Consider the following 20,518-nt stretch of genomic DNA (forward strand, 5'->3'; position numbering starts at 1 on the left):
GCACAAAAGGGTGTCTTCACGCGCCCTTTTTACCCTGGTACTGGCCGATGGGGAGCCAACGTCGGCGCGGTGTCCGAGAGCTGCGATGTCAAAAGCTTGGTACTGAACCACCTCGTGCCGGGGGCAGCGTACGGACCGCGACGGCCTCATCACCATCGAGGTGCACCGTTTTCGTACCCGCGAGCGCAATCGTGAGGCTGTGCGTGAGTGACTTCTGCGGCTGGCTGGGCAGCTGGGCGGCCAAGCGGCTTTTGGGCCAGCGCGAACAGCAGTGCCGCACTCCGATGAGTATTGAGCGCCCGGGTGTCGACTCAGTCCGCGGGGCCGACCATGACCAAGAGCCAGCCGGTGGTCTCGATGGGCGCAGCGATTACGTGCCGACCTGCGACGTTCAGCGCGATGAGGTCGGTGCTGCGCTGCTCGGCGTGCGTGCTCAGGACCTGGTCGGTGATGGTGTTGATCCAGTCGAAGCGCGAGCTGGCGGCGTCCGCGAGGTCAAGGGCCGCGAGGGCGTCGGTGCTGCGGTAGAACAGGGCGGCTGTCTTCTTCTTGGTGTTGACCTGCTCGATTTCTGCCGAAAGGTCTGGATCGGCGGCATCGATGGCCAGTCCGCGGGCGTCGACGATATAGGCGGTTCCGCCGTTCGGGTGCACCAGATGCGATAGCACCGATTGGGCCAGCTGCCGCAGCGTGATGTCCCGCGAGGCAACGCCCAGCAGCTGGTCGCCATGGTAGATGGGATAGGAGGCGGTGATCATCATGCCGGTCCCTACCAGGTCGAGATAGGGCAGGGTCCAGCCCACCTGGCGCCGCTTGAAATCGGCCCCCTGATAGTACAGCTGCTGTGTGGGCGGATGATTGTGCACGGCCTCGGCCAGGGGCACGTAGGGATAGATCAGCATCAGATCGTCCGCGGTGGTCAGGTAGACCCAGGAATAGGGCGCGCTGTTGTAGGTCGCGCGCAACACCGGCACCAGGGCGTTGAGTGCCTGTAGCTGGCGCAGCGTGCTGTCGAATAGCGTCGTTTCATCCTTGTAGCTATAGAGGCCCGGAAACGGGGCTTGAAACGGTGGCGTCTCGGTGAGCTCGGGCCAACTGCTGAAGCCCGTGGTATTGCCACTGCGCGATGCACGCGCGAGCCAGGCGGCGCGCTCGGTGTCGGCGATGGGCGCTGGCTCGGCGGCGAGTCTGCGGTACTCCTCACCGATGGCTCTTGTACTGGCGGCGAGATCGCGGAAGACGGCATCGATGCGATCTGCCGCCAAATGAGCCAGGGCTGCCGGCTGCTTGGAATCGGCCACACTCGCCACCGGGCTTGCTAAACCGATGGCGATCAGCATCAATGTCAGCGCCGAGAGGGTGGTCTTGCTGCGTCTGTTGGCCATGGCCTGGAATCCTCTATTGCTCGGACTGTTGGCAGTGCGGCTTCCCTTGGCGTTCGGTTCGACATGACCGGACGGAAGACTGATTGGAACGCTGATTGCGATCGTTATAACTGAAAAGGCCGACCGGAGCGAATTCGGGTCGGCCTGGTCGTTGATAATTCGCCCGCGTGCCATGCCAGCACTCGGATCGCCCGCTGGCGAATAGCGTCTATCATTGAATCGAATGGGCCTCCGGACGCCGTCCGATGCCGGCAGCCGCCGACGGCAACAGGCGGCAGCCGATGACTGCTGCGGGTAGAGGCCGAGATCGATGTCGCTTGCATCCTTGGGCCTGAACAAGAGGGAGAGGGCCGATGAACCGTCAAGACACCGCCGCCATCAGCCTGCCGAATGATCTGGGCTATCTGCCCGCTGCGCTGGCCTTCGTGCGTGCCATTGCCGAGTACACCGGCTTTGGCCCTGGTGACCGAAGACGGATCGAGCTAGCGGTGGAGGAGGCGGCCGCCAACGTCATCCAGCACGCGTTCCCGCCCGGCGAGACGCACAGTTTCGATATCGTCTGTCGGCAGGTCGCCGGTGGCCTGGAGATCTGCGTGCACGACAAGGGTGTGCCCTGGGATCCGACGCTGGATCCCGACTATCAGCCGGATGTGTCGCTGGATCAGCAGACCGGGCGCGGTCTGGGTGAATTCTTGATCAAGCAGCTGATGGACAGGTACAGCTATCAGAACCTGGGCCACGACGGAAAGCAGGTGTCGCTGATCAAGTACCTGGCGACGCCGCACATCGGCGACACGCGGCCGCCGCCCGACGAGAGCCACACCCGGGCCGGTCCGCCGCCGCATACCGGTCCGTCGCCGCCGACGGTGGAATACGACATCCGCCGCATGCGGCCGAAGGAGGCGATTGCCGTATCGCGTGCCGTGTTCGACTCTTACGGCTACTCGTACGCCGGCGATTTTGTCTACTACCCCGAGCGCATTGCGGCCATGAACGCGAGCGGCCAGCTGCTCTCGGCGGTGGCGGTGGTCAAGGAGACCGGCGAGGTTGCGGGGCATAACGCCCTGCTGTTCAGCGACGACCTGCCGGCGGAACTGGCCATCGCCGTCACCCGGCATGAATTTCGCGGCCTGGGCATCGCCCGGGAGCTGGGTGCCTTTCTGGAGCGCGAAGCGGAGCGCATGGGGCTGCGTGGCATCTACACCAAGCAGGTCACGGTGCATCCGTTCACGCAAAAATTTGTCGCCAAGCTGGGCTTTCGCGACTGCGGCCTGCTGCTGGCGCACTCGCCCAGAACGCTGTCGTTCAAGGGGATTGCCGATCAGGCGGCGCAGCGCAACTCCGATGTGCTGGGCATCCGGTTGTTCGGACAGCCACAGCAACGCCGCCTGTATCTGCCGGAGCAGCACCGCGACGTCATCGTCGATCTGTATGCCCGTCTGCAGATCCCGCTCGAGCTGCTGGGCGCGGGCCAGCCGCCGGCGGCAGACCAGCGCACCCTGCTCAAGGCCAGCATCAACTCGGCGCGCTCCCTCTGCGAGATCCACCTCGATCAGTACGGCAGCGACCTGGTCGGCCTGTTGAAGCAGGAGTTGCGCCGGGTGCGGCGGGAGGAGATCAACCTGGTGGAGATGTATCTGCGGATGACCGACCCGGCCACTCCCTGGGTGAGCGCCGAGGCGGAAAAGCTGGGCTTCTTCTTCACCGGCGTGCTGCCCGAGACCCGGGGTGGCGATGCGCTGGTGATGCAATATTTCAACGGCATCCAGATCGACTATGGCGACCTGGTGATCGAACGCCCGGAAACGGCGGCGCTGTTGCGCTACGTCAGCGAGCGGGACCCGAATAATTGAGCCGCCAGCCGCCAGCCGCCAGCCGCCAGCCGCCAGCCGCCAGCCGCCAGCCGCCAGCCGCCAGCCGCCAGCCGCCAGCCGCTCGCGGCGGGCTGGAGGCTGATGGCTGGCCGCTGGAGGCGTCTGCTTCCTCAGCCGCCGCTCATGAACATGTTCAGCATCAGCTTGTTCAGGCGACCGACGAAGGCGGCGGGATCATCCAGCTGACCGCCCTCGGCGAGCTGGGCCTGGTCGAACAGGATCATGCCCAGGTCGTCGAACCGGCTGCCGTCGCTCTCGGCCTCCAGGCGCTTCACCAGCGGGTGCTCCAGGTTCAGCTCCAGGGTCGGCTTCATGTCCGGTGCCTCCTGGCCCACGGCCTTGAGCACTCGCGCCAGGTTCGCGCTCATGTCGTGCTCACCGACGACGATGCAGGCGGGCGAGTCCACCAGGCGGGTGGAGACACGCACCTCCTGCACCCGCTCACCCAGGCTCTCCTTCAGCCGCTTGAGCAGATCGCCGTGCTCCTTCTCGGCCTGTTCGGTCTTCTCCTGCGCCTCCTTGTCCGCCAGTTCGCCCAGGTCCAGCTTGCCCTTGGTGACGGATTGCAGGTGTTTGCCCTTGTACTCGTGCAGGTGCGACACCAGCCACTCGTCCACCCGGTCGGACAGCAGCAGCACCTCGACGCCCTTCTTGCGGAACACCTCCAGGTGAGGGCTGTGGCGCGCCGCCGCCGGGCTGTCGGCGGTGATGTAGTAGATCTTGTCCTGGCCCTCCTGCATGCGCTCGATGTAGGTGTCCAGCGACACGCTCTGCTCGGTGCCCTCGCTGACGGTGGTGGAGAAGCGTAGCAGCCCGCCGATGCGCTCGCGGTTGGCGAAGTCCTCGCCCGGGCCCTCCTTCAGCACCTTGCCGAACTCGTCCCAGAACTGCTGGTACTTCTCCGGCTCGTCCTTGGCCATGGTCTCCAGCAGGCTGAGGATGCGCTTGACGTTGGCGCCGCGAATGGTGTCGATCTTGCGGTTATGTTGCAGGATCTCGCGGGAGACATTCAGCGGCAGGTCGTCAGAGTCCACCACGCCCTTGACGAAGCGCAGCCAGTGCGGAAGCAGCTTGTCCGCCTCGTCCATGATGAAGACGCGCTTCACGTAGAGCTTCACGCCGTGCTTCTGCTCGCGGTCCCACATGTCCCAGGGGGCGCGCTTGGGCAGGTACAGCAGCGTGGTGTATTCGTTGGTACCCTCGACGCGGTTGTGCGCCCAGGCCAGGGGCTCTTCGAAGTCGTGGGAGATGTGCTTGTAGAACTCCTTGTAGTCGTCATCCGACAGGTCGGACTTGCTGCGCATCCACAGCGCGGTGCCGCGGTTGACCTGCTCGAATTCCGGCGCCCTGTCCTCGGCCTGCGCTTCCTTTTCCTCGTCCTCGGCCTCGTACTGTTCCTTCTGCATCTCCACCGGAACGGCGATGTGGTCGGAGAACTTGCCGATGACGCTGCGCAGGCGCCAGGCGTCGAGGAATTCCTTTTCGTCGTCCTTCAGGTGCAGGATCACGTCGGTGCCGCGGCCGGGCTTCTCGACCGTCTCCAGGGTGTAGCTGCCGCGGCCATCGGATTCCCAGCGCACGCCGTGCTCGGCGGTCAGACCGGCGCGGCGCGAGATCAGCGTGACCTTGTCGGCGACGATGTAGGCGGAGTAGAAGCCGACGCCGAACTGGCCGATGAGGGCGTTGTCGCCGGCCGCATCGCTGCCGCCTTCGCGGCTCTGCAGTGCCTCGACGAAGCGCCGGGTGCCGGAACTGGCGATGCTGCCGATGGTATCGATGACCTCCTGGCGGCTCAGGCCGATGCCATTGTCGGATACCGTGACCGTGCCGGCGTCCTTGTCCACCAGCACGCGCACGCGCAGGTCCGGGTCGTCCTCGAACAGCTGGTCATCGGTGAGGGCCTCGAAGCGCAGCTTCTCGGCGGCGTCGGAGGCGTTGGAGATCAGCTCGCGCAGGAAGATCTCCTTGTTGGAGTACAGCGAGCGGATCACCAGGTCGAGCACCTGGCTCACCTCGGCCTTGAATTCCAGCGTCTCCTTGTGGGCGTCTACGGTCATGGTCGGTAAGGTTCCTTAAGATTGCAGTCGTTACGGTCGGGTCAGTGGCGGATGCAGCCTTCGCCGTGGTGGCAGCGAGCCGCCTGCCGGGTGCGAATCCATCGTTCGCGCGCGGCCTGCAGCCGCTACAATTGGCGCATTCCAGCTTTATCGGCTCCCGTCGATAGAGGCATATCAACTCGATTTCAAGGGAAATGCAGATGCAAGCGTCAGTCGTCAGCACCGCGCCGTTCGAGGGTCAGAAGCCGGGCACGTCCGGTCTGCGCAAGAAGGTGCGGGTGTTCCAGCAGCCGCATTACCTGGAGAACTTTGTCCAGGCGGTGTTCGATACCCAGACCAGGTTGGCAGGCGGCACCCTGGTGCTGGGCGGCGACGGACGCTTCTACAACCGCGAGGCCATTCAGATCATCCTGCGCATGGCCGCGGCCAATGGGGTCGCTCGGGTGCTGGTGGGGCAGGGCGGCATCCTGTCGACGCCTGCCGCCTCGTGCATCATACGCAAGTACCAGGCGCAGGGCGGGCTGATCCTGTCCGCCAGCCACAATCCGGGTGGGCCGGACGAGGACTTCGGCATCAAGTTCAACATCGATGCCGGCGGGCCGGCGCCGGAGGCAGTCACCGATGCGATCTACGAGCGCACCACCACCATCGACCGCTATCTGACCATCGATGCGGACGCAGTGGATCTGGACCAGGTCGGCAGCGCACGCCTCGGTGCCATGACCGTCGAGGTCATCGATTCGGTGTCGGACTACGCCGCGCTGATGGAGTCGCTGTTCGACTTCGACGCCATCCGGCAACTCTTCGATAGCGGCAGCTTCCGCATGGCCTTCGATGCCATGAATGCGGTCACCGGGCCCTATGCCAAGGAGATCCTGGAGCGCCGTCTCGGCGCCGCACCCGGCACGGTGATCAACGGCGAGCCGCTGCCGGACTTCGGCCATGGTCATCCGGACCCTAATCTGGTGCACGCCCGCGAACTCGTGGAACTGACCCGGGGGCCGAACGGGCTGGACTTCGGCGCCGCCTCCGACGGCGACGGCGACCGCAACATGATCCTCGGCCGCGACTTCTTTGTCACCCCCAGCGACAGCCTGGCGGTGCTGGCCGCCAACGCCCACCTTGCGCCCGGTTACAAGGCCGGCATCTGCGGCATTGCGCGCTCCATGCCCACCAGCCAGGCCGCCGACCGTGTGGCCGAGGCGCTGGGCGTGGAATGCTTCGAGACGCCCACGGGCTGGAAGTTCTTCGGCAACCTGCTGGATGCCGGGCGCATCACCCTGTGCGGCGAGGAGAGCTTCGGCACCGGCTCCGATCACGTGCGCGAGAAGGACGGCCTCTGGGCCGTGCTGTTCTGGCTCAACCTGCTGGCGGTGCGCCGGCAGTCCGTGGCCGAGATCGTCATCGAGCACTGGCGGGCGTTCGGGCGCAACTACTACACCCGGCACGACTACGAGGCGGTGGAGAGCGACGCGGCCGGCGACCTGGTGGACCACCTGCGCATCCTGCTGCCTGACCTGCCGGGCAAGCGGTTTGGCAACCATACCGTCGCCTATGCCGATGACTTCAGCTACACCGACCCGGTGGACGGCAGCGTGTCTGCGCGTCAGGGTATCCGCATCGGCTTCGAGGGCGGCTCGCGCATCGTCATGCGCCTGTCCGGCACCGGCACCCAGGGCGCGACGCTGCGCGTCTACATCGAACAGTACGAGCCGGACCCGGCCCGGCACGAGCAGCCGGTGCAGGAGGCCCTGGCGCCGCTGATCCTGATCGCCCGCGAACTGGCCCAGATCGAGGCGCGCACCGGCCGCGCCGAGCCGGATGTGATCACGTGAGGCGGTAGCGGCTTTTTTCGGCTCGGGTGGTTGTCTCGGGCCAAGATACCCATACGTTGCCTGAGGTCGGGCAGGGCCGGATCCAAAGCGCATCGATGGGTGTGAAACCCATCGTGGTATCGCCGGCCTTATCGCCTGAGCCGATCGGACCGATTTGAATATTCGATTTTTCAGATCAGTCCGTCGCTGGCATTCTTCGCCTCGGCCCGGGTCGACGCGATGATCGCCACGCCATCCGGTTCCGTCCTGATGCGGCCAGGGCCAGCCCGACTAACAGTTTCTACCAACCCATCCACCACCCATCATCAGGAGTGCAAGCCATGCTGCAGGATCGTACCGGTCAGAAGGTTCCCAACGTCACTTTCCGCACCCGCGAGGGTCACGACTGGAAGGACGTCACCACCGACGACATCTTCAAGGGCAAGACCGTTGTGGTCTTCTCCCTGCCGGGCGCCTTCACGCCCACCTGCTCGTCCACCCACGTGCCGCGCTTCAATCAGCTGGCCCCGGCCCTGAAAAAGGCAGGTGTTGACGAGATCGTCTGCATGTCGGTCAATGACTCGTTCGTCATGAACGCCTGGCAGGAAGAGGAAAAGGCCTTCAACATTCGCTTCGTGCCGGACGGCAACGGCGAGTTCACCGACGGCATGGGTCTGCTGGTCGACAAGGACGACCTGGGCTTCGGCAAGCGCTCCTGGCGCTACTCCATGCTGGTCAAGGACGGCACCATCGAGAAGATGTTCATCGAGCCGGAGGAGCCGGGCGACCCGTTCAAGGTGTCTGACGCCGACACCATGCTGGAGTACATCGCGCCGAACGCCGAGAAGCCGGCCAACGTCACCGTGTTCACCCGTCCCGGCTGCCCGTTCTGCGCCAAGGCCAAGACGGCGTTGAAGGACGCCGGCATGGACTTCGAGGAGCTGGTGCTGAACCGCGACTACAGCGAGAGCACCCTGCGCGCTGTGGCCGGTGCCTCGGCCGTGCCGCAGGTGTTCATCAACGGCCAGAAGGTCGGCGGCTCCGACGACCTGGAGAAGTGGCTGGCGAGCCGCTGATCCGGTGCCGAATGCGTCTGGCGGCGCTGCCCTGAGGGGGAGCCGTTGCCGTCAGCCGTATGACTGAATGCTGCCCCCGGCCCTGTCCGGGGGTTGCCGTTTTCAGGGCGGTCGTTCCGGTCCCAACCAACGCAGTACTCAATGGGGTTTGCAACATGGACAATCATTTCGATCTCATCGCCATCGGCGGCGGCAGCGGCGGACTTGCGGTCGCGGAAAAGGCGGCCGCTTTCGGCCAGCGCGTGGCCATCATCGAGCCGAACAAGCTCGGCGGCACCTGTGTCAATGTCGGCTGCGTGCCGAAGAAGGTGATGTGGTACGCGGCCAACCTGGCCGCGGGTGCGCGCGATGCTCGCGACTACGGTGTGCTGGCCGACCTGGAGGGCGTCGACTGGAAGGCCCTGGTGAGCGGTCGCGAGGGCTTCATCGCCGGCATCCTGGACTACTGGAACGGCTATGTCGCCGGCGAAGGCATCACCCTGATCAACGGCCGGGCGCGCTTCGTCGATGCCCGCACCGTCGAGGTCGACGGCACACGCTACACCGCTGAGCATATCGTCGTCGCCACGGGCGGGCGTCCGGTGGTGCCGCCGGTGCCCGGCTCGGAGCTTGGAATCACCTCCGACGGCTTCTTTCAGCTGCAGCAGCAGCCGAAGCGCGTCTGTGTTGTGGGTGGCGGCTATATCGGCGTCGAGCTCGCCGGCGTGCTGCGGGCGCTGGGCTCGGAGGTCACCGTCGTCGCCCTCGAGGGCCGCGTGCTGGAGACGTTCGATCCGATGGTCAGCGAGACGGTCGCCCACAACATGGCCCAGGAAGGCATCGCGATGCACCTGCCCTTCGCCGTTGGCTCACTGGAGCGGCGCGATGACGGTATCGCCGTGATCGATCGCGACGGGCAGGCCCTGACCGGCTTCGACACCGTGCTCTGGGCCGTGGGCCGGGCGCCCAACACCCGGGAGCTGAACCTGGAGGCAGCCGGCGTCGAGGTGCAGCCCAACGGTATCGTCCCGACCGACGCCTACCAGAATACCAATGTCCCCGGCATCTATGCCCTGGGCGACATCACCGGGCGCGCACCCCTGACGCCGGTGGCCATCGCCGCTGGTCGACGTCTGGCCGAGCGCCTGTTCGACAACCAGCCCGAGCGCCGGCTGGACTACGACAACATTCCCACCGTGGTCTTCGCGCATCCGCCGGTGGGCAGTGTCGGCATGACCGAGGCCCAGGCCCGCGACACCGGCGAGCGTGTCACGGTCTACCAGACCCAGTTCCAGCCCATGCGCTATGCCCTGAACCGCCACGGTCCGCGCACAGCCATGAAGCTGGTGTGCACCGGCGACAACGAACGCGTGGTGGGCATCCACATGGTGGGCGACGGTGTCGACGAGATGCTCCAGGGCTTTGCCGTGGCGGTGAAGATGGGCGCCACCAAGGCCGACTTCGACAACACGGTGGCCATTCACCCGGTCAGTGCCGAGGAGCTGGTGACGCTGAAGGAGCCCAACGCCGACGAGTAAGCCCGGTCTCCGGGGCCGCGACCTGGCAGCGGCAGCCGGCTCTGCGATCCGGATCAGGTCCGGGCCAGGTCTTGGCCAGGTCTTGGCCGGGCCTGGAAGAAATGGCTTCCGTCATTGTCTTCCGGCCGTCCGACGACGCACAATGGGGCGGCCGGTGCCAGACGCCGGCCCTGATTGAACCCATTGCAATGGAGATCGAGCATGGCCAACGAGGGGTATCACGAACCGGTCGAGGAGCTTTCCGACGAGACGCGTGACATGCATCGCGCCATCATTTCATTGATGGAAGAACTGGAGGCGGTGGATTGGTACAACCAGCGCGTCGATGCCTGCAAGGACGAGGATCTTCGCGCGATCCTGGCGCACAACCGCGACGAGGAAAAGGAGCATGCCGCCATGGTGCTGGAATGGATTCGGCGCAAGGACCCCGGCTTCGACAAGGAGCTTAAGGACTATCTGTTCACCAGCAAGCCGATTGCGCATCATTGAGGAGTCTTTGCCGTGTCAGACACCATGAATGCACCGACGGGTACCACCACGGGGGCCGGCATGGGCCAGAATTCCAGCGCGCCAACCTGGCTTCGCGTCTTGCTGATCAATTCCCCCTACATCCTGATCTATGCCGCGACCATCTGGCTCGTGGCCCTCACCGACAGTGATCCGGACAAGGCCAGCAAGTACTGGCAATATCTGTTGCCCGTCGTCGGCCTGGTGTCGGTGATCGGCGGCTGGAGCCAGACGCGGATCTCCCGGGCGCGCTATCTGACGCAACAGGTCCTGCACTGGGGCGCCCTGATGCTGGTCACCTTCCTGCTGTTCGTGCCCACCATGGAGCACTTCCTCGATGCCCAGACCCATGGCTTCGTGGTTGCCTACATGCTCGCGCTCGCAGCCATCCTGTCCGGTATCTATCTGGACTGGAAGATGGGCATATTCGGACTGTTCCTGGTGGGTAGTGCCGTTGGTATCGGTTTCCTCAACAACAATGCGATGCTGCTGACACTCATCGGCATCGGCATGGCTGGCGTAGCCGTGACCTTGGTCGTGCGTCGGGGAGCGCGGGACTGAGCCCGTCAGGGCGCCAGCCGCTCGACGGACCAGCCGCCGGCGCCCTTGCTGTAGCGAAAACGGTCGTGCAGACGGCTGTCGCGCCCCTGCCAGAACTCGATGGTGTCAGGTACCACCCGGTAGCCGCCCCAGAAGTCCGGCAGCGGCACCTCGCCCTGGGCGAACTTGCGCTTCATCTGGTCCACCTTCTGCTCCAGCATGGTGCGAGAGGTGATGACTTCGCTCTGGGGCGATGACCAGGCGCCGATCTGGCTGCCCCGGGGCCGCGTGGCGAAGTACTTCAGTGATTCCAGCGTGCTGATGCGTGCGGCGCGGCCGGTGATCTTGACCTGCCTGGCCAGCGCAACCCACGGAAACAGCAGCGCCACCCGGTTGTTGGCGTCGATCTGGCGCGCCTTGCGGCTGTGATAATTGGTGAAGAAGACGAAGCCTTGGGTGTCGTAGAACTTCAGCAGCACGGTGCGCAATGTCGGTTGGCCGTCGGCGTCCACGGTGGCGAGAGACATCGCGTTCGGCTCCGGCAGCCGGGTTTCGATGGTCTGGGTGTACCATCGCCGGAACTGTTCGACGGGGTCTGGGTCGAGATCCGCGCGGTTCAGGCCCTCGGCCATGGCGCGCGCGCGAAACTCGGCCGGATCGGGATTGGTCGTGTCGGGACTGGACATGGCTGCGTGGCGAGCGTGTGGGATCGGTTTCCGGTTGGTTTCAGGCGCCGCGACGCTTACGCAGCAGTGCATCCACCTCGGCCTCGGCGGCGAGCCAATCCTCCTGTTCATGGCCGGGCGCGAAGTTGCGTTTCTCTGCCAGATAGTAAGCCGCGTCGGCAATCATCCGGTAGCGCTCCTCGGCGCTTGGTTCGGCAGACGAAGCCGGGGCGGACGGGGTCAGTGTGACCGGTCGCTCCCGCCGCGGTGCGGCGGGGCGTGCTGCAGCCCTGGCCGGGGCCTCGGTGGAGTGTGGTGCCGCGGCTGTGGCGGCAGCCTTCTTCGGGGTGGCCTTTCCGGTGGCCGTCTTTTTCGTGCCTGGGCCGGTCGTCGGCGCCTTTGACGTGGTCTTCTTCACCACGGCCTTCTTGGCGGCGGTGCCGGATGCAGTCGCCTGGGTGCGCGTCGCCGTCTTCTTGACGGCCGCGGTGGCCTTCTTCGCCTGGGTCTTCTTGGTCACGACCTTCGTTTCTTCAGCCATCGTCGCTCACTCGCCTCTGTTTTGCGGGATGTTGTTGCTGCCCTCGCGCCAGGGTCGAGGTGGATGCCGATGCCGCGGGGTGCGGCCTCATGCCCCGGCTTGCCAAGCCGAAGGATACACGACGGCGCCAGAAAACCGAACAGTTCGATGGGCTTCTGAGCCGCTGTCGCCCCAGCCAGGCAATCCCGGCCAGCCGATCAGCTAGAGCCAGCGAACCAGGTAGTACAGGCGCTGCCCCTCGGACGAGGGGGAAGGACCATAGACCACCGCCGGCACCAGCTTGCGCGCGGGATCGCGGCCCTGGATGGCCTCGGCCTCGGTGTCCACCAGGGTGACGCAGCCTTCCGGAAAGCGGGCGCTGCGTCGGCCCGGCGAGCGGATCAGCGCAAAGCGTTCGCTCAGGGACCGGGATTCGGGATCGATGATGACGTGCGGCATGGGCGTGATGCACCGGAGATACATGGGGCCGGATGCGGCGGCTTGGTTGAAAGTTGTCACTTTGACCGACAGGGGTCAAGTGCCAGCGGCACGCAGAGGTCGCCGATTCCGGTATCATTCGGTTCCGCGGGCGCCGGTCGTGGCCCGCGCGTCAACCGGGAGAGGTGGTTCCCCATGCACGCCTATCATGCCCTGGTGCTGAATCTGCACCAGCCTGCCGGAAACCTGGAAGGTCTGCTCGCCGACCAGCCCTGGGAGGCGCGTGAGATCCTGTTCGCCATGGATCGCATCCCGCGCAGTCTCTGGGGCCAGGAGGATCTGGGTCGGGTGCATCTGTCCATGTCCGGCACCTTGCTGGAGACGCTGTCCGACCCCGACTTTCAGGCCCGCGTCTACGGCACCGTCGACTGCGGTGCCCTGCTGTGGCATCTGCAGAACGAACGCCTCATCGAGATCCTGGGCACCGGTTACTACCATCCGGTGCTGCCGCTGATCCCGTCCGCCGATCGGGCCGAGCATTTGCAGCGCTGGCAGGGCATCGCCGGCCACCTGTTCTGGCGCCCGCGGTTCAATGGGTTCTGGCCGCCGGAAATGGGCTTTTCCATGGAGCTGATCCCGCTGCTGCGGGCCTTCGGCTATCGCTACGTCCTGGTGGACAGCGAGCATGTAGAGCCGGTGACCGACATGAGCTGGCCCGAGCTGCGCTATCGGCCACATGTGGCGCGCCATGGCGACGACGAGATCATCGTCGTGGTGCGCGATCGCGAGCTGTCCGATGCCCAGGAATCCGGCATGGAGCTGGACTGGTTCCTGAACGAGATGGAGGCGCGGACACGCTGGTGTGATTTTCCGCCGCTGGTGACCACGGCAACGGATGGCGAAAACGGCGGCTGGTTTCGCAACGTCACCGAAGGGGCCAATTTCTGGAGCGCCTTCTATCTGCCGCTGCTGGAGCGCATCCGCGCCGGCGCGGCCGACCTCCGGCCGACCTTCATCTCCGACTACCTGGACGCCCACGGCACCCATGGCGAAGTCCGCGTCAGGACCGGCGCCTGGAACACCGGCTGGCATCACGGCAAGGGCTTTACCCAGTGGACCGGTTCCCTGGCCCAGCGCCGCACGCTGTCGCGCTATGCCGATGTCAGCGCCCGATTGCACAAGCTCTCGGAGCAGGCCGCCGCGGGTGCACCCTACGATGCCGAGCTGATTGCCGCGCTGGAGCAGGCCCGCTGGCGGCTGCTGCGCGCCGAGACCAGCTGCAACATCTACTGGGGCGAGGCCTGGGTCGAGCGCGCACAGGTGGACCTGGACGCGGCGGAAGACGCTCTGGAGACGGCCCGGGGCAGAATGACGCAGCTCGCCTGAACAGCCAGCCCCTGCCGTCTTTCACATGACATTCAAGCCTGAAATCACACTGCCTAATCACAGCCTCAGGTCCACGCCCTAGGTCTACGCAGGAGAGCCCCCCATGTCGCAATTTCCCGAATACGTTGATGGACTGCCGAACATCTCTGGCCAGGAGCAGGCCGTGGCCGCCGCCATGGCAGCCGGCCAAACCAAATCCCTGTCGCAATCGCCGGGCGGCGTCGACTTCGGGTCCATCCGCGCCGCCGCTGCGATCGCGCTGCACCAGCATCAACCGCTGATCCCGGCCGGTGGCGGCGACCTGCAGACCGCAGCCATCATCAGCAACCTCAAGCACATGATGGACAACCAGGGCATTGGCGATAATCACAACGCGCCGGTCTTCGTCTGGTGCTACAAGCGCATGGGCGAGTTCATCCCGCAGCTGATCGGCGAGGGCAAGTCGCCACGGGTGATGCTGGAGTACTCCGGCACCCTGCTGCATGGCCTGCGTGCCATGGGCGAGGATCATGTGATCGACGCGCTCAAGGGCATCACCCAGAACCCGGAGTACAACTGGGCGGTGGAATGGCTCGGCATGCCCTGGGGCCATGCGGTGGCGCCCTCGACGCCGGTGCAGGACTACCGGCTGCACGTGCAGGCCTTCCAGCACCACTTCGCCGCCATCTTCGGGCTGCAGGCCCTGGAGCGGGTGCGCGGCTTCTCACCCTCGGAGATGGCGCTGCCGAATCACCCGGATGTCGCCTATGAGTTCGTCAAGACCCTGAAGGACTGCGGCTATCAATGGGTCCTGGTGCAGGAGCACTCGGTCGAGCAGGTCAGCAACGGCCATCATCCGGAGCGGGCCCATCTGCCGCATCGCCTGGTCTGCACCAACTCCCACGGCGAGACCGCGAGCATCCTCGCGCTGGTCAAGACCCAGGGCTCGGATACCAAGCTGGTGGCCCAGATGCAGCCCTGGTACGAGGCGCAGAGCCTGTCACGCTGGGAGCTGGCCGGCCGGTCGGTGCCCCCATTGGTCACCCAGATCGCCGACGGCGAGAACGGCGGCGTGATGATGAACGAGTTCCCGGACAAGTTCTTCGAGGTGGTGCGCGCCGCCTCCGGCGGTGATGTGCCCTTGATGAACGGCAGCGAATACATCGAGCAGCTCTTTGCCGCCGGCATCAAGGAGAGCGACCTCACCGAGATCCGTCCAGTGCAGCAGGGCAAGATCTGGCAGCGGATGCAGCCCGGCGACGGCCCGGACAAGCTGTCCGCCGTCATCGAGGCACTCAAGCAGGAGGATCACCAGTTCCACATGGACGGCGGCAGCTGGACCAATGATCTGTCCTGGGTGAAGGGCTATGAAAACGTGCTTGGGCCCATGGAAGAGGCCAGTTCACGCTTCAACGAGCAGGTACTCAAGGCCGGCATTCCCACCAATGACCCGCGCTACCGCAACGCGCTCTTCCATCTGATGAGTTCCCAGACCAGCTGCTACCGCTACTGGGGCCAGGGCGAATGGACCGACTACGGTCGCGAGATCTGCCGGCGGGCGAAGGCCATCGTGGAGGACATGGCGGGTTAGGGAAATGCTGATCTTTGGCCAGGAGGCCAAATCAGGGGCTCCTTCGGCCATTTCGATCGGCGCCGGTCGTACCGGTGGGCGGCCCGCCGTGGTGCATGAAGCACCCTTCCTGGCGTTCCGTCACCGGTCTTGCGAGGTGATTCGGCGTCTGCTGGAGCCGGCAAGCGAGCAGCAGGCCAGGCGCAGTCGCCAGCCTGCCGTTTTGGCCTGCCGCACCGGGCTGACAGCCATCAGGCGCGCGAGCCTTCGTCGGTGTGCATATCCGCTCACGCTGCGGCCAAAAAGTGCTGCTCGTCGACTCTGTTCCGTCGCCGCGTTTTAGGCGTCGTTGCGGGCCAGGCCATCTTCGAGTATGCCTTCCTCGCCCTCTGACTTGGCGATGATGACAGCGCCGCAGGAGTCGCTGGTGACGTTCACTGCGGTGCGCATCATGTCGAGGATGCGGTCCACGGCCAGGATCAGGCCGATGCCTTCCAGCGGCAGCCCGACGGCGGACAGGATGATGGCGATGGCCACCAGGCTGGCGGCGGGGATGCCGGCGACACCGATGGAGGTCAGCAGCGCCAGCAGCACGACGGTGAACTGGGTGGCCAGGCCCAGCTCGATGCCGTAGGCCTGGGCGATGAACAGCACGGCAACGCATTCGTACAGCGCCGTGCCGTCCATGTTGATGGTGGCCCCCAGCGGCAGCACGAAACTGGTGGTGCGGTTGGAGACGCCGGCGTTCTTTTCGACGCAGTCCATGGTGATGGGCAGGGTCGCCGATGACGACGCAGTGGAGAATGCCGTCAGCTGCGCCGGGCTCAGCGCACGGTAATGGCGCAGCGGGCTCACCTTGCCGACGAAGCGCAACAACAGCGGCAGCACGATCAGGAAGTGCACCGCCAGCGCGATCACCACGGTGAAGAAGAACTTGGCCAGGGGCACGAAGGCCGCCAGACCGGTGCTGGCGACGGTCTGCGCCACCAGCGCGAAGACGCCGATGGGGGCGAACTTCATGATCAGATCGGTGATCTTCATCATGATCTGGAAGACGCCCTCCCAGAAGTTGTACTGGGCCTCCGCGTACTGGTTGGCGACGCGGGTGATGAAGAAGCCGAACAGCAGGCTGAAGAAGATCAGGCCGAGCATCTGGCCGTCGCTGGCGGCGGCGACGATGTTGGTGGGGATCATGCGCAGAAAGATCGCCACGATGTCGTCACTGCCCTTGTCGGCGAACCGCTCCTCCAGTTCTGCGGCGTCCGCGCTCAGGCCGAAGACCTCCTGCGGGCTGCCGTCGACGACCCCCGGCTGGATCAGGTTGACTGCGGTCAGGCCCACCAGGATGGCCAGCAGGCTGGTGGCAGCGTAGTAGCCGATGGTCTTGCCGCCGAGCCGGCCCAGGTTGTCGGTGGTGCCCACGCTGGCGATGCCGACGATGATCGACGACAGGATCAGCGGCACGATCAGCATCTTGAGCGCGTTCAGGAACAGTTGTCCGACGAAGTCGAACACGGCATAGAAGGTGATGCCGAACAGGGCGCTGTCCTGACCGACCATCAGGCCGATGGCCACGGCCAGGGCGAGCGCGATCAGGATCTGCCAATGCAGCTTGAGTTCCGGTTTCGACCTGGCCTTTTTCATGTCGGGTTCCTTGCGGTTAACGAATATCCAGCGCATCGGCAAGATGCTATGATCCGCCGGGTATGGCCTGCGGAAACGGCCAGTCGGCCCGGGCAATCGTCGGGGCTGGCGCCCGGTGCAGGCTGGTTCGCGCACCGGGTGCGTGCAGGGATGCAGGCGTTCGGGCGGTTTTCTGTGGCGGTGCCGCTATGCACTTTCGGGTCTTCTATCTTATCAATCGCTCGGGCGAGTGCGTCTCGTCCGCCAGCGCAGTCGCCATGTCGGCGAAGGCGATCTGCGAGCAGATGCTCGACCGTCTGCAGTCCGAAGACGACTATCTCGGCATCATCGACGACAGTGATCACATCCTGCAGGTGCTGCCGGAGCCGGACCATCAGCGTTACTATGTGGAGGTGCCGATCGACGCAGCCAAGGCATCTTATGGCCGCTATGTCGACCGTACCGAGCTCGAGGACCTGGTGCGCACGCTGCCGGCGTCGTTCGACGAGCACAGCATCCCTGGGCTGACCTATCGCCCCTGGTGAGCCGGCGTCGGACCCGTTGCCCTGGTTCAGCGTGCTGAACCATTGCTCTTATGGTTGAGGGCTCTGGTTCAGGGCGCCGTTTCAGCTTTTCGGTTCAGGCATCCGGCTCAGGCATCCGGCACCGCCGGCCGCGAGGCGTTGATGGCGCGCTTGTGGCACCACTCCCGCAGGGCCTTTATCTGCTCCACCATGGTGCGTGACAGGGGTATCGTGCTGACAATGTTGTTCACCAGGTCGCGCTCGTTGAAGGCGCGGTCTTCCTGATAGGCGTCCACGCGGGCAGCCTTCACTGCCTGTTCGATCTCGGCGCCACTCCATTCCGGGGTGCTGGCCGCCAGGTAGTCCAGATTGAACTCGGTCGGATCGGCGCCGTTGTTGCGGATATGGATGCGGAAGATCTGCTTGCGGTCGTCCTTGTGCGGTAGATCCAGAAAGAACAGCTGATCGAAACGGCCCTTGCGCATCAGTTCGGCCGGCAGCGACTGGATGCGGTTGGCCGTGGCGGCGACGAATACCCCTGGGGCCTTTTCCTGCAGCCAGGTCAGGAAGCTGGAAAAGATGTTGATGTTGCCGCCGCCGCTGCCTCCGGCCTGGTCGTCGTAGCCGAAGCTGTTCTCGATCTCGTCCACCCACAGCACCACCGGTGCCACCGCCTCGGCCATGCGCGTGGCATGGGCAAAGGCGTATTCCGGCGCGCCATAGCTGCCGGACAGCACCAGGCTCATGTCCATGCGTACCAGGGGCAGGTTCCAGGCCGCGGCAATGGCCTTGGCCGCCAGGCTCTTGCCGCAGCCGGAGATGCCCATGAAGAGCACGCCGGAGGGCAGGGGAACGCCGGACTGGTGGGCCTTCTCGGAGAACATGTCCTTGCGCTTGGTCACCCATTCCTTGAGGTTCTCCAGGCCGCCGATGTCCTCCAGGGCGCCCTGGTGCGGATAGAACTGCAGGCAGCTCTCCTTGCGCAGCAGTTGCGCCTTTTCTTCCAGGATCTCCCGCAGGGCCAGATCGGTATCCACAGACCTGCCGCGGAACAGGCGCGCCTGCAGATGCTCCACCTCGTTGAGGGAGAGGCCGCGCATGGCGGCGGCGAAGCGATAACGCTGATCCGGGGTGGCATCGTCCGCATGGGGTCCCTGTTCCAGCCGTTCCAGGATCTCCGGCTCCGAGGGCAGGTCCATGTCGATGACGAAGACCTCCTTTTTCAGGATCTCCGGCAGCACGAGCTGGGGGTAGCTCAGAAACACATGGGTGTTGCGGTTGCGCAGGCGGTAGTAGAGGTCGCGGACGGCGCGCACCAGCGCCGGGTTGTCGTCCAGCCAGGCGGGTAGGTCCTTCATCAGGTAGATGGCTTCGCGGTCGCTGTCCGCGATGGCGCGCAGGGCGGCGACGGGGTCGGTCTGCGTGCCGTTGTTGGCTGTCACGGCCTGGCTGAAACCACCGGTCGCGGTCCAGACCACGAAGCGGTCGTCCGCGCCGTAGTAGCTGCCGGCCACCGAGCCCAGCAGCTGTTCCATCCGGTCCTCTTCCCAGCCGAGCAGGTAGAAGATCGGGTAGCGCGAGCGCAAGCCGCGCGAGATTGTCTGCAGTGTCTTGCGGCCTTGAACGCGCATCGCCGGTGTCTCCGTTGCTACTTCTCCCGGATCGGGCTGTCGGGTATTGTAACGGGCTTCGGCGAACGTCGGCGGAATATGGAGGGAGTGACGTGGAGCAGATTCGAGTCGGGATCGCCGGTGCCGGCGGTCGCATGGGGCGTACCCTGGTGGCCGCGGTGCATCAGGCCCAGGGGCTGGTTGTGAGTGCTGCGACGGAGCATGCCGGCAGCGGCCTGGTCGGGGTGGATGTGGGCGAGGTGGCGGGGATCGGGCCCGTGGGTGCGCCCATCCGGCCGGATCTGGACGAGGTGCTGGCTGATTTCGACGTGCTGATCGACTTCACGACGCCGGATGCGACCATGCACCACGTCCGACTCTGTCGCGATGCCGGCTGCCGCATGGTGGTCGGCACCACGGGGCTGGGTCCGGCACAGCGCGAGACGCTGAGCGAGGCCGCCATCGACACGGCCCTGGTCTACGCGCCCAACATGAGCGTCGGCGTCAACCTCTGCTTCAAGCTGCTGGACCTGGCGGCCCGGGTCATGGGCGACGAGGTCGACATCGAGATCATCGAGGCGCATCACCGCCACAAGGTCGATGCCCCGTCGGGCACGGCCCTGCGCATGGGCGAGATCATCGCCGCCGCCCTGGACCGGGACCTGGACGCGGTGGCTGTCTACGGGCGGCAGGGGCAGACCGGTCCGCGCGAACGCCAGACCATCGGCTTCGAAACCATTCGCGCCGGCGATGTCGTCGGCGAGCATAGTGTCTGGTTCGCGGCGGACGGAGAGCGGATAGAGATCGCGCACAAGGCCAGCAGCCGCATGACCTTTGCGCGGGGGGCGGCGCGTGCGGCGCGCTGGATCGCCGACCGTGAGCGCGGGCAGTTCGACATGCAGGACGTGCTGGGGCTGCGGGACTGACGGTGCTTTCCGGGCTGTCCGTTGCGCCTGTTTGCTGGTCGGGTGTAAGGGGTTTCGGGACGTTCGCTGCGGCAAAATTCGCCGATTCGTGTAGCGCACTCTTTGGCTGTTCGTGTAAACTTCAGTCTTTGTGTACCTTTGGATCGAAGCCATGAGCGATAAATTCCCTCCCCTCAACCGCCGCATCGGCGACCGCCTGCGCTCCATTCGCAACGATCGCGGGCTCAGCCTGTCGCAATTGTCCGACCTGACCGGTGGCGCATTCAGCAAGTCGCGCATCAGCAACTACGAGCAGGGCATCCGGCGTCTGAGTCTGGAAGGGGCTCAGGTGCTGGCCGATGCCCTGGGCGCGGTCACCGCCGCCTACCTGCTGTGCGTGGACGAGGATCCCACCCTGTCGCCCGATGAGCAGCGCCTGATCACCTACTACCGTCAGGCAGACGGACGCGGCAAGCGCACCATCATTGCCACCGCGGACTACCAGAACGGCTTGACCTAGGGCAATAC

General features: G+C 65.3%; 18 protein-coding genes. 11 read left to right on the forward strand and 7 right to left on the reverse strand.

Annotation, left to right across the window (positions count from 1 at the left end; genetic code table 11):
* Positions 1–311: 311 nt before the first annotated feature.
* Positions 312–1,385: a PDC sensor domain-containing protein gene (locus tag F2Q65_RS03195; protein ID WP_150090352.1), complete on the reverse strand. Its 1,074-nt coding sequence runs from the start codon at positions 1,383–1,385 to the stop codon at positions 312–314.
* A gap of 353 nt (positions 1,386–1,738) precedes the next feature.
* Between F2Q65_RS03195 and F2Q65_RS03200 the strand changes: the two genes are divergently transcribed.
* Positions 1,739–3,238, forward strand: coding sequence for a GNAT family N-acetyltransferase (locus tag F2Q65_RS03200; protein ID WP_150090354.1), 1,500 nt, complete (start codon positions 1,739–1,741; stop codon positions 3,236–3,238).
* Positions 3,239–3,369: 131 nt separating this feature from the next.
* Here the strand turns inward: F2Q65_RS03200 and htpG are convergent, their stop codons facing one another.
* A complete protein-coding gene (gene htpG, locus F2Q65_RS03205; protein ID WP_150090356.1) occupies positions 3,370–5,316 on the reverse strand; it encodes a molecular chaperone HtpG in 1,947 nt (648 codons plus the stop codon).
* A gap of 200 nt (positions 5,317–5,516) precedes the next feature.
* Here htpG and F2Q65_RS03210 point away from each other — a divergent pair, with 200 nt between their 5' ends.
* The 5 genes from F2Q65_RS03210 to F2Q65_RS03230 all read left to right on the forward strand — a co-directional run bounded on the left by F2Q65_RS03210 (position 5,517) and on the right by F2Q65_RS03230 (position 10,791).
* Positions 5,517–7,151, forward strand: a complete 1,635-nt coding sequence (locus F2Q65_RS03210) for an alpha-D-glucose phosphate-specific phosphoglucomutase (RefSeq protein WP_150090358.1) — start codon at positions 5,517–5,519, stop codon at positions 7,149–7,151.
* A 320-nt stretch (positions 7,152–7,471) separates the two neighbouring features.
* A complete protein-coding gene (locus F2Q65_RS03215; protein ID WP_150090360.1) occupies positions 7,472–8,206 on the forward strand; it encodes a glutathione peroxidase in 735 nt (244 codons plus the stop codon).
* A 155-nt stretch (positions 8,207–8,361) separates the two neighbouring features.
* The gene (gene gorA, locus F2Q65_RS03220) at positions 8,362–9,723 is read left to right on the forward strand and encodes a glutathione-disulfide reductase (protein WP_150090362.1); all 1,362 of its coding nucleotides are present in this window, start codon (positions 8,362–8,364) and stop codon (positions 9,721–9,723) included.
* A gap of 201 nt (positions 9,724–9,924) precedes the next feature.
* Positions 9,925–10,212: an encapsulin-associated ferritin-like protein gene (locus F2Q65_RS03225; RefSeq protein ID WP_150090363.1), complete on the forward strand. Its 288-nt coding sequence runs from the start codon at positions 9,925–9,927 to the stop codon at positions 10,210–10,212.
* A gap of 12 nt (positions 10,213–10,224) precedes the next feature.
* Positions 10,225–10,791 (forward strand): hypothetical protein, encoded by a 567-nt coding sequence (locus tag F2Q65_RS03230; protein ID WP_150090365.1) that lies wholly within the window; start codon positions 10,225–10,227, stop codon positions 10,789–10,791.
* 5 nt (positions 10,792–10,796) lie between these two features.
* On the opposite strand, the gene pdxH is transcribed toward F2Q65_RS03230, so the two are convergent.
* The 3 genes from pdxH to F2Q65_RS03245 all read right to left on the reverse strand — a co-directional run bounded on the left by pdxH (position 10,797) and on the right by F2Q65_RS03245 (position 12,414).
* On the reverse strand, positions 10,797–11,456 hold the full coding sequence (pdxH, locus tag F2Q65_RS03235; RefSeq protein ID WP_150090367.1) for a pyridoxamine 5'-phosphate oxidase: 660 nt from the start codon (positions 11,454–11,456) through the stop codon (positions 10,797–10,799).
* A 40-nt stretch (positions 11,457–11,496) separates the two neighbouring features.
* The gene (locus tag F2Q65_RS19865) at positions 11,497–11,976 is read right to left on the reverse strand and encodes a DUF2934 domain-containing protein (protein WP_246155942.1); all 480 of its coding nucleotides are present in this window, start codon (positions 11,974–11,976) and stop codon (positions 11,497–11,499) included.
* A 201-nt stretch (positions 11,977–12,177) separates the two neighbouring features.
* Complete coding sequence (locus tag F2Q65_RS03245) at positions 12,178–12,414, reverse strand: hypothetical protein (RefSeq protein ID WP_150090369.1); 237 nt, start codon at positions 12,412–12,414, stop codon at positions 12,178–12,180.
* Positions 12,415–12,588: 174 nt separating this feature from the next.
* Between F2Q65_RS03245 and F2Q65_RS03250 the strand changes: the two genes are divergently transcribed.
* Complete coding sequence (locus F2Q65_RS03250; RefSeq protein ID WP_150090371.1) at positions 12,589–13,779, forward strand: polysaccharide deacetylase family protein; 1,191 nt, start codon at positions 12,589–12,591, stop codon at positions 13,777–13,779.
* Positions 13,780–13,882: 103 nt separating this feature from the next.
* Positions 13,883–15,349, forward strand: a complete 1,467-nt coding sequence (locus F2Q65_RS03255; RefSeq protein ID WP_150090373.1) for a glycosyl hydrolase family 57 — start codon at positions 13,883–13,885, stop codon at positions 15,347–15,349.
* 318 nt (positions 15,350–15,667) lie between these two features.
* On the opposite strand, the gene F2Q65_RS03260 is transcribed toward F2Q65_RS03255, so the two are convergent.
* Positions 15,668–16,972, reverse strand: a complete 1,305-nt coding sequence (locus F2Q65_RS03260) for a dicarboxylate/amino acid:cation symporter (RefSeq protein ID WP_150090375.1) — start codon at positions 16,970–16,972, stop codon at positions 15,668–15,670.
* A 257-nt stretch (positions 16,973–17,229) separates the two neighbouring features.
* On the opposite strand from F2Q65_RS03260, the gene F2Q65_RS03265 reads away from it, so the two are divergent.
* Complete coding sequence (locus F2Q65_RS03265; protein ID WP_342782211.1) at positions 17,230–17,496, forward strand: hypothetical protein; 267 nt, start codon at positions 17,230–17,232, stop codon at positions 17,494–17,496.
* 107 nt (positions 17,497–17,603) lie between these two features.
* Here the strand turns inward: F2Q65_RS03265 and F2Q65_RS03270 are convergent, their stop codons facing one another.
* Positions 17,604–19,106: an AAA family ATPase gene (locus F2Q65_RS03270; RefSeq protein WP_150090379.1), complete on the reverse strand. Its 1,503-nt coding sequence runs from the start codon at positions 19,104–19,106 to the stop codon at positions 17,604–17,606.
* A 92-nt stretch (positions 19,107–19,198) separates the two neighbouring features.
* Here F2Q65_RS03270 and dapB point away from each other — a divergent pair, with 92 nt between their 5' ends.
* Positions 19,199–20,011, forward strand: a complete 813-nt coding sequence (gene dapB / locus F2Q65_RS03275; RefSeq protein ID WP_150090381.1) for a 4-hydroxy-tetrahydrodipicolinate reductase — start codon at positions 19,199–19,201, stop codon at positions 20,009–20,011.
* A 151-nt stretch (positions 20,012–20,162) separates the two neighbouring features.
* Positions 20,163–20,510: a helix-turn-helix domain-containing protein gene (locus F2Q65_RS03280; protein ID WP_150090383.1), complete on the forward strand. Its 348-nt coding sequence runs from the start codon at positions 20,163–20,165 to the stop codon at positions 20,508–20,510.
* Positions 20,511–20,518: the final 8 nt, after the last annotated feature.

This window comes from Thiohalocapsa marina, from assembly GCF_008632335.1.
GTDB lineage: Bacteria > Pseudomonadota > Gammaproteobacteria > Chromatiales > Chromatiaceae > Thiohalocapsa > Thiohalocapsa marina.

What these genes read in the sequence shown, in the direction of transcription:
- F2Q65_RS03195 (WP_150090352.1), bottom strand. Translation starts at nt 1,385, where the DNA reads ATGGCCAACAGACGCAGCAAGACCACCCTCTCGGCGCTGACATTGATG.
- F2Q65_RS03200 (WP_150090354.1), top strand. Translation starts at nt 1,739, where the DNA reads ATGAACCGTCAAGACACCGCCGCCATCAGCCTGCCGAATGATCTGGGC.
- htpG (WP_150090356.1), bottom strand. Translation starts at nt 5,316, where the DNA reads ATGACCGTAGACGCCCACAAGGAGACGCTGGAATTCAAGGCCGAGGTG.
- F2Q65_RS03210 (WP_150090358.1), top strand. Translation starts at nt 5,517, where the DNA reads ATGCAAGCGTCAGTCGTCAGCACCGCGCCGTTCGAGGGTCAGAAGCCG.
- F2Q65_RS03215 (WP_150090360.1), top strand. Translation starts at nt 7,472, where the DNA reads ATGCTGCAGGATCGTACCGGTCAGAAGGTTCCCAACGTCACTTTCCGC.
- gorA (WP_150090362.1), top strand. Translation starts at nt 8,362, where the DNA reads ATGGACAATCATTTCGATCTCATCGCCATCGGCGGCGGCAGCGGCGGA.
- F2Q65_RS03225 (WP_150090363.1), top strand. Translation starts at nt 9,925, where the DNA reads ATGGCCAACGAGGGGTATCACGAACCGGTCGAGGAGCTTTCCGACGAG.
- pdxH (WP_150090367.1), bottom strand. Translation starts at nt 11,456, where the DNA reads ATGTCCAGTCCCGACACGACCAATCCCGATCCGGCCGAGTTTCGCGCG.
- F2Q65_RS19865 (WP_246155942.1), bottom strand. Translation starts at nt 11,976, where the DNA reads ATGGCTGAAGAAACGAAGGTCGTGACCAAGAAGACCCAGGCGAAGAAG.
- F2Q65_RS03245 (WP_150090369.1), bottom strand. Translation starts at nt 12,414, where the DNA reads ATGCCGCACGTCATCATCGATCCCGAATCCCGGTCCCTGAGCGAACGC.
- F2Q65_RS03250 (WP_150090371.1), top strand. Translation starts at nt 12,589, where the DNA reads ATGCACGCCTATCATGCCCTGGTGCTGAATCTGCACCAGCCTGCCGGA.
- F2Q65_RS03255 (WP_150090373.1), top strand. Translation starts at nt 13,883, where the DNA reads ATGTCGCAATTTCCCGAATACGTTGATGGACTGCCGAACATCTCTGGC.
- F2Q65_RS03260 (WP_150090375.1), bottom strand. Translation starts at nt 16,972, where the DNA reads ATGAAAAAGGCCAGGTCGAAACCGGAACTCAAGCTGCATTGGCAGATC.
- F2Q65_RS03265 (WP_342782211.1), top strand. Translation starts at nt 17,230, where the DNA reads ATGTCGGCGAAGGCGATCTGCGAGCAGATGCTCGACCGTCTGCAGTCC.
- F2Q65_RS03270 (WP_150090379.1), bottom strand. Translation starts at nt 19,106, where the DNA reads ATGCGCGTTCAAGGCCGCAAGACACTGCAGACAATCTCGCGCGGCTTG.
- F2Q65_RS03280 (WP_150090383.1), top strand. Translation starts at nt 20,163, where the DNA reads ATGAGCGATAAATTCCCTCCCCTCAACCGCCGCATCGGCGACCGCCTG.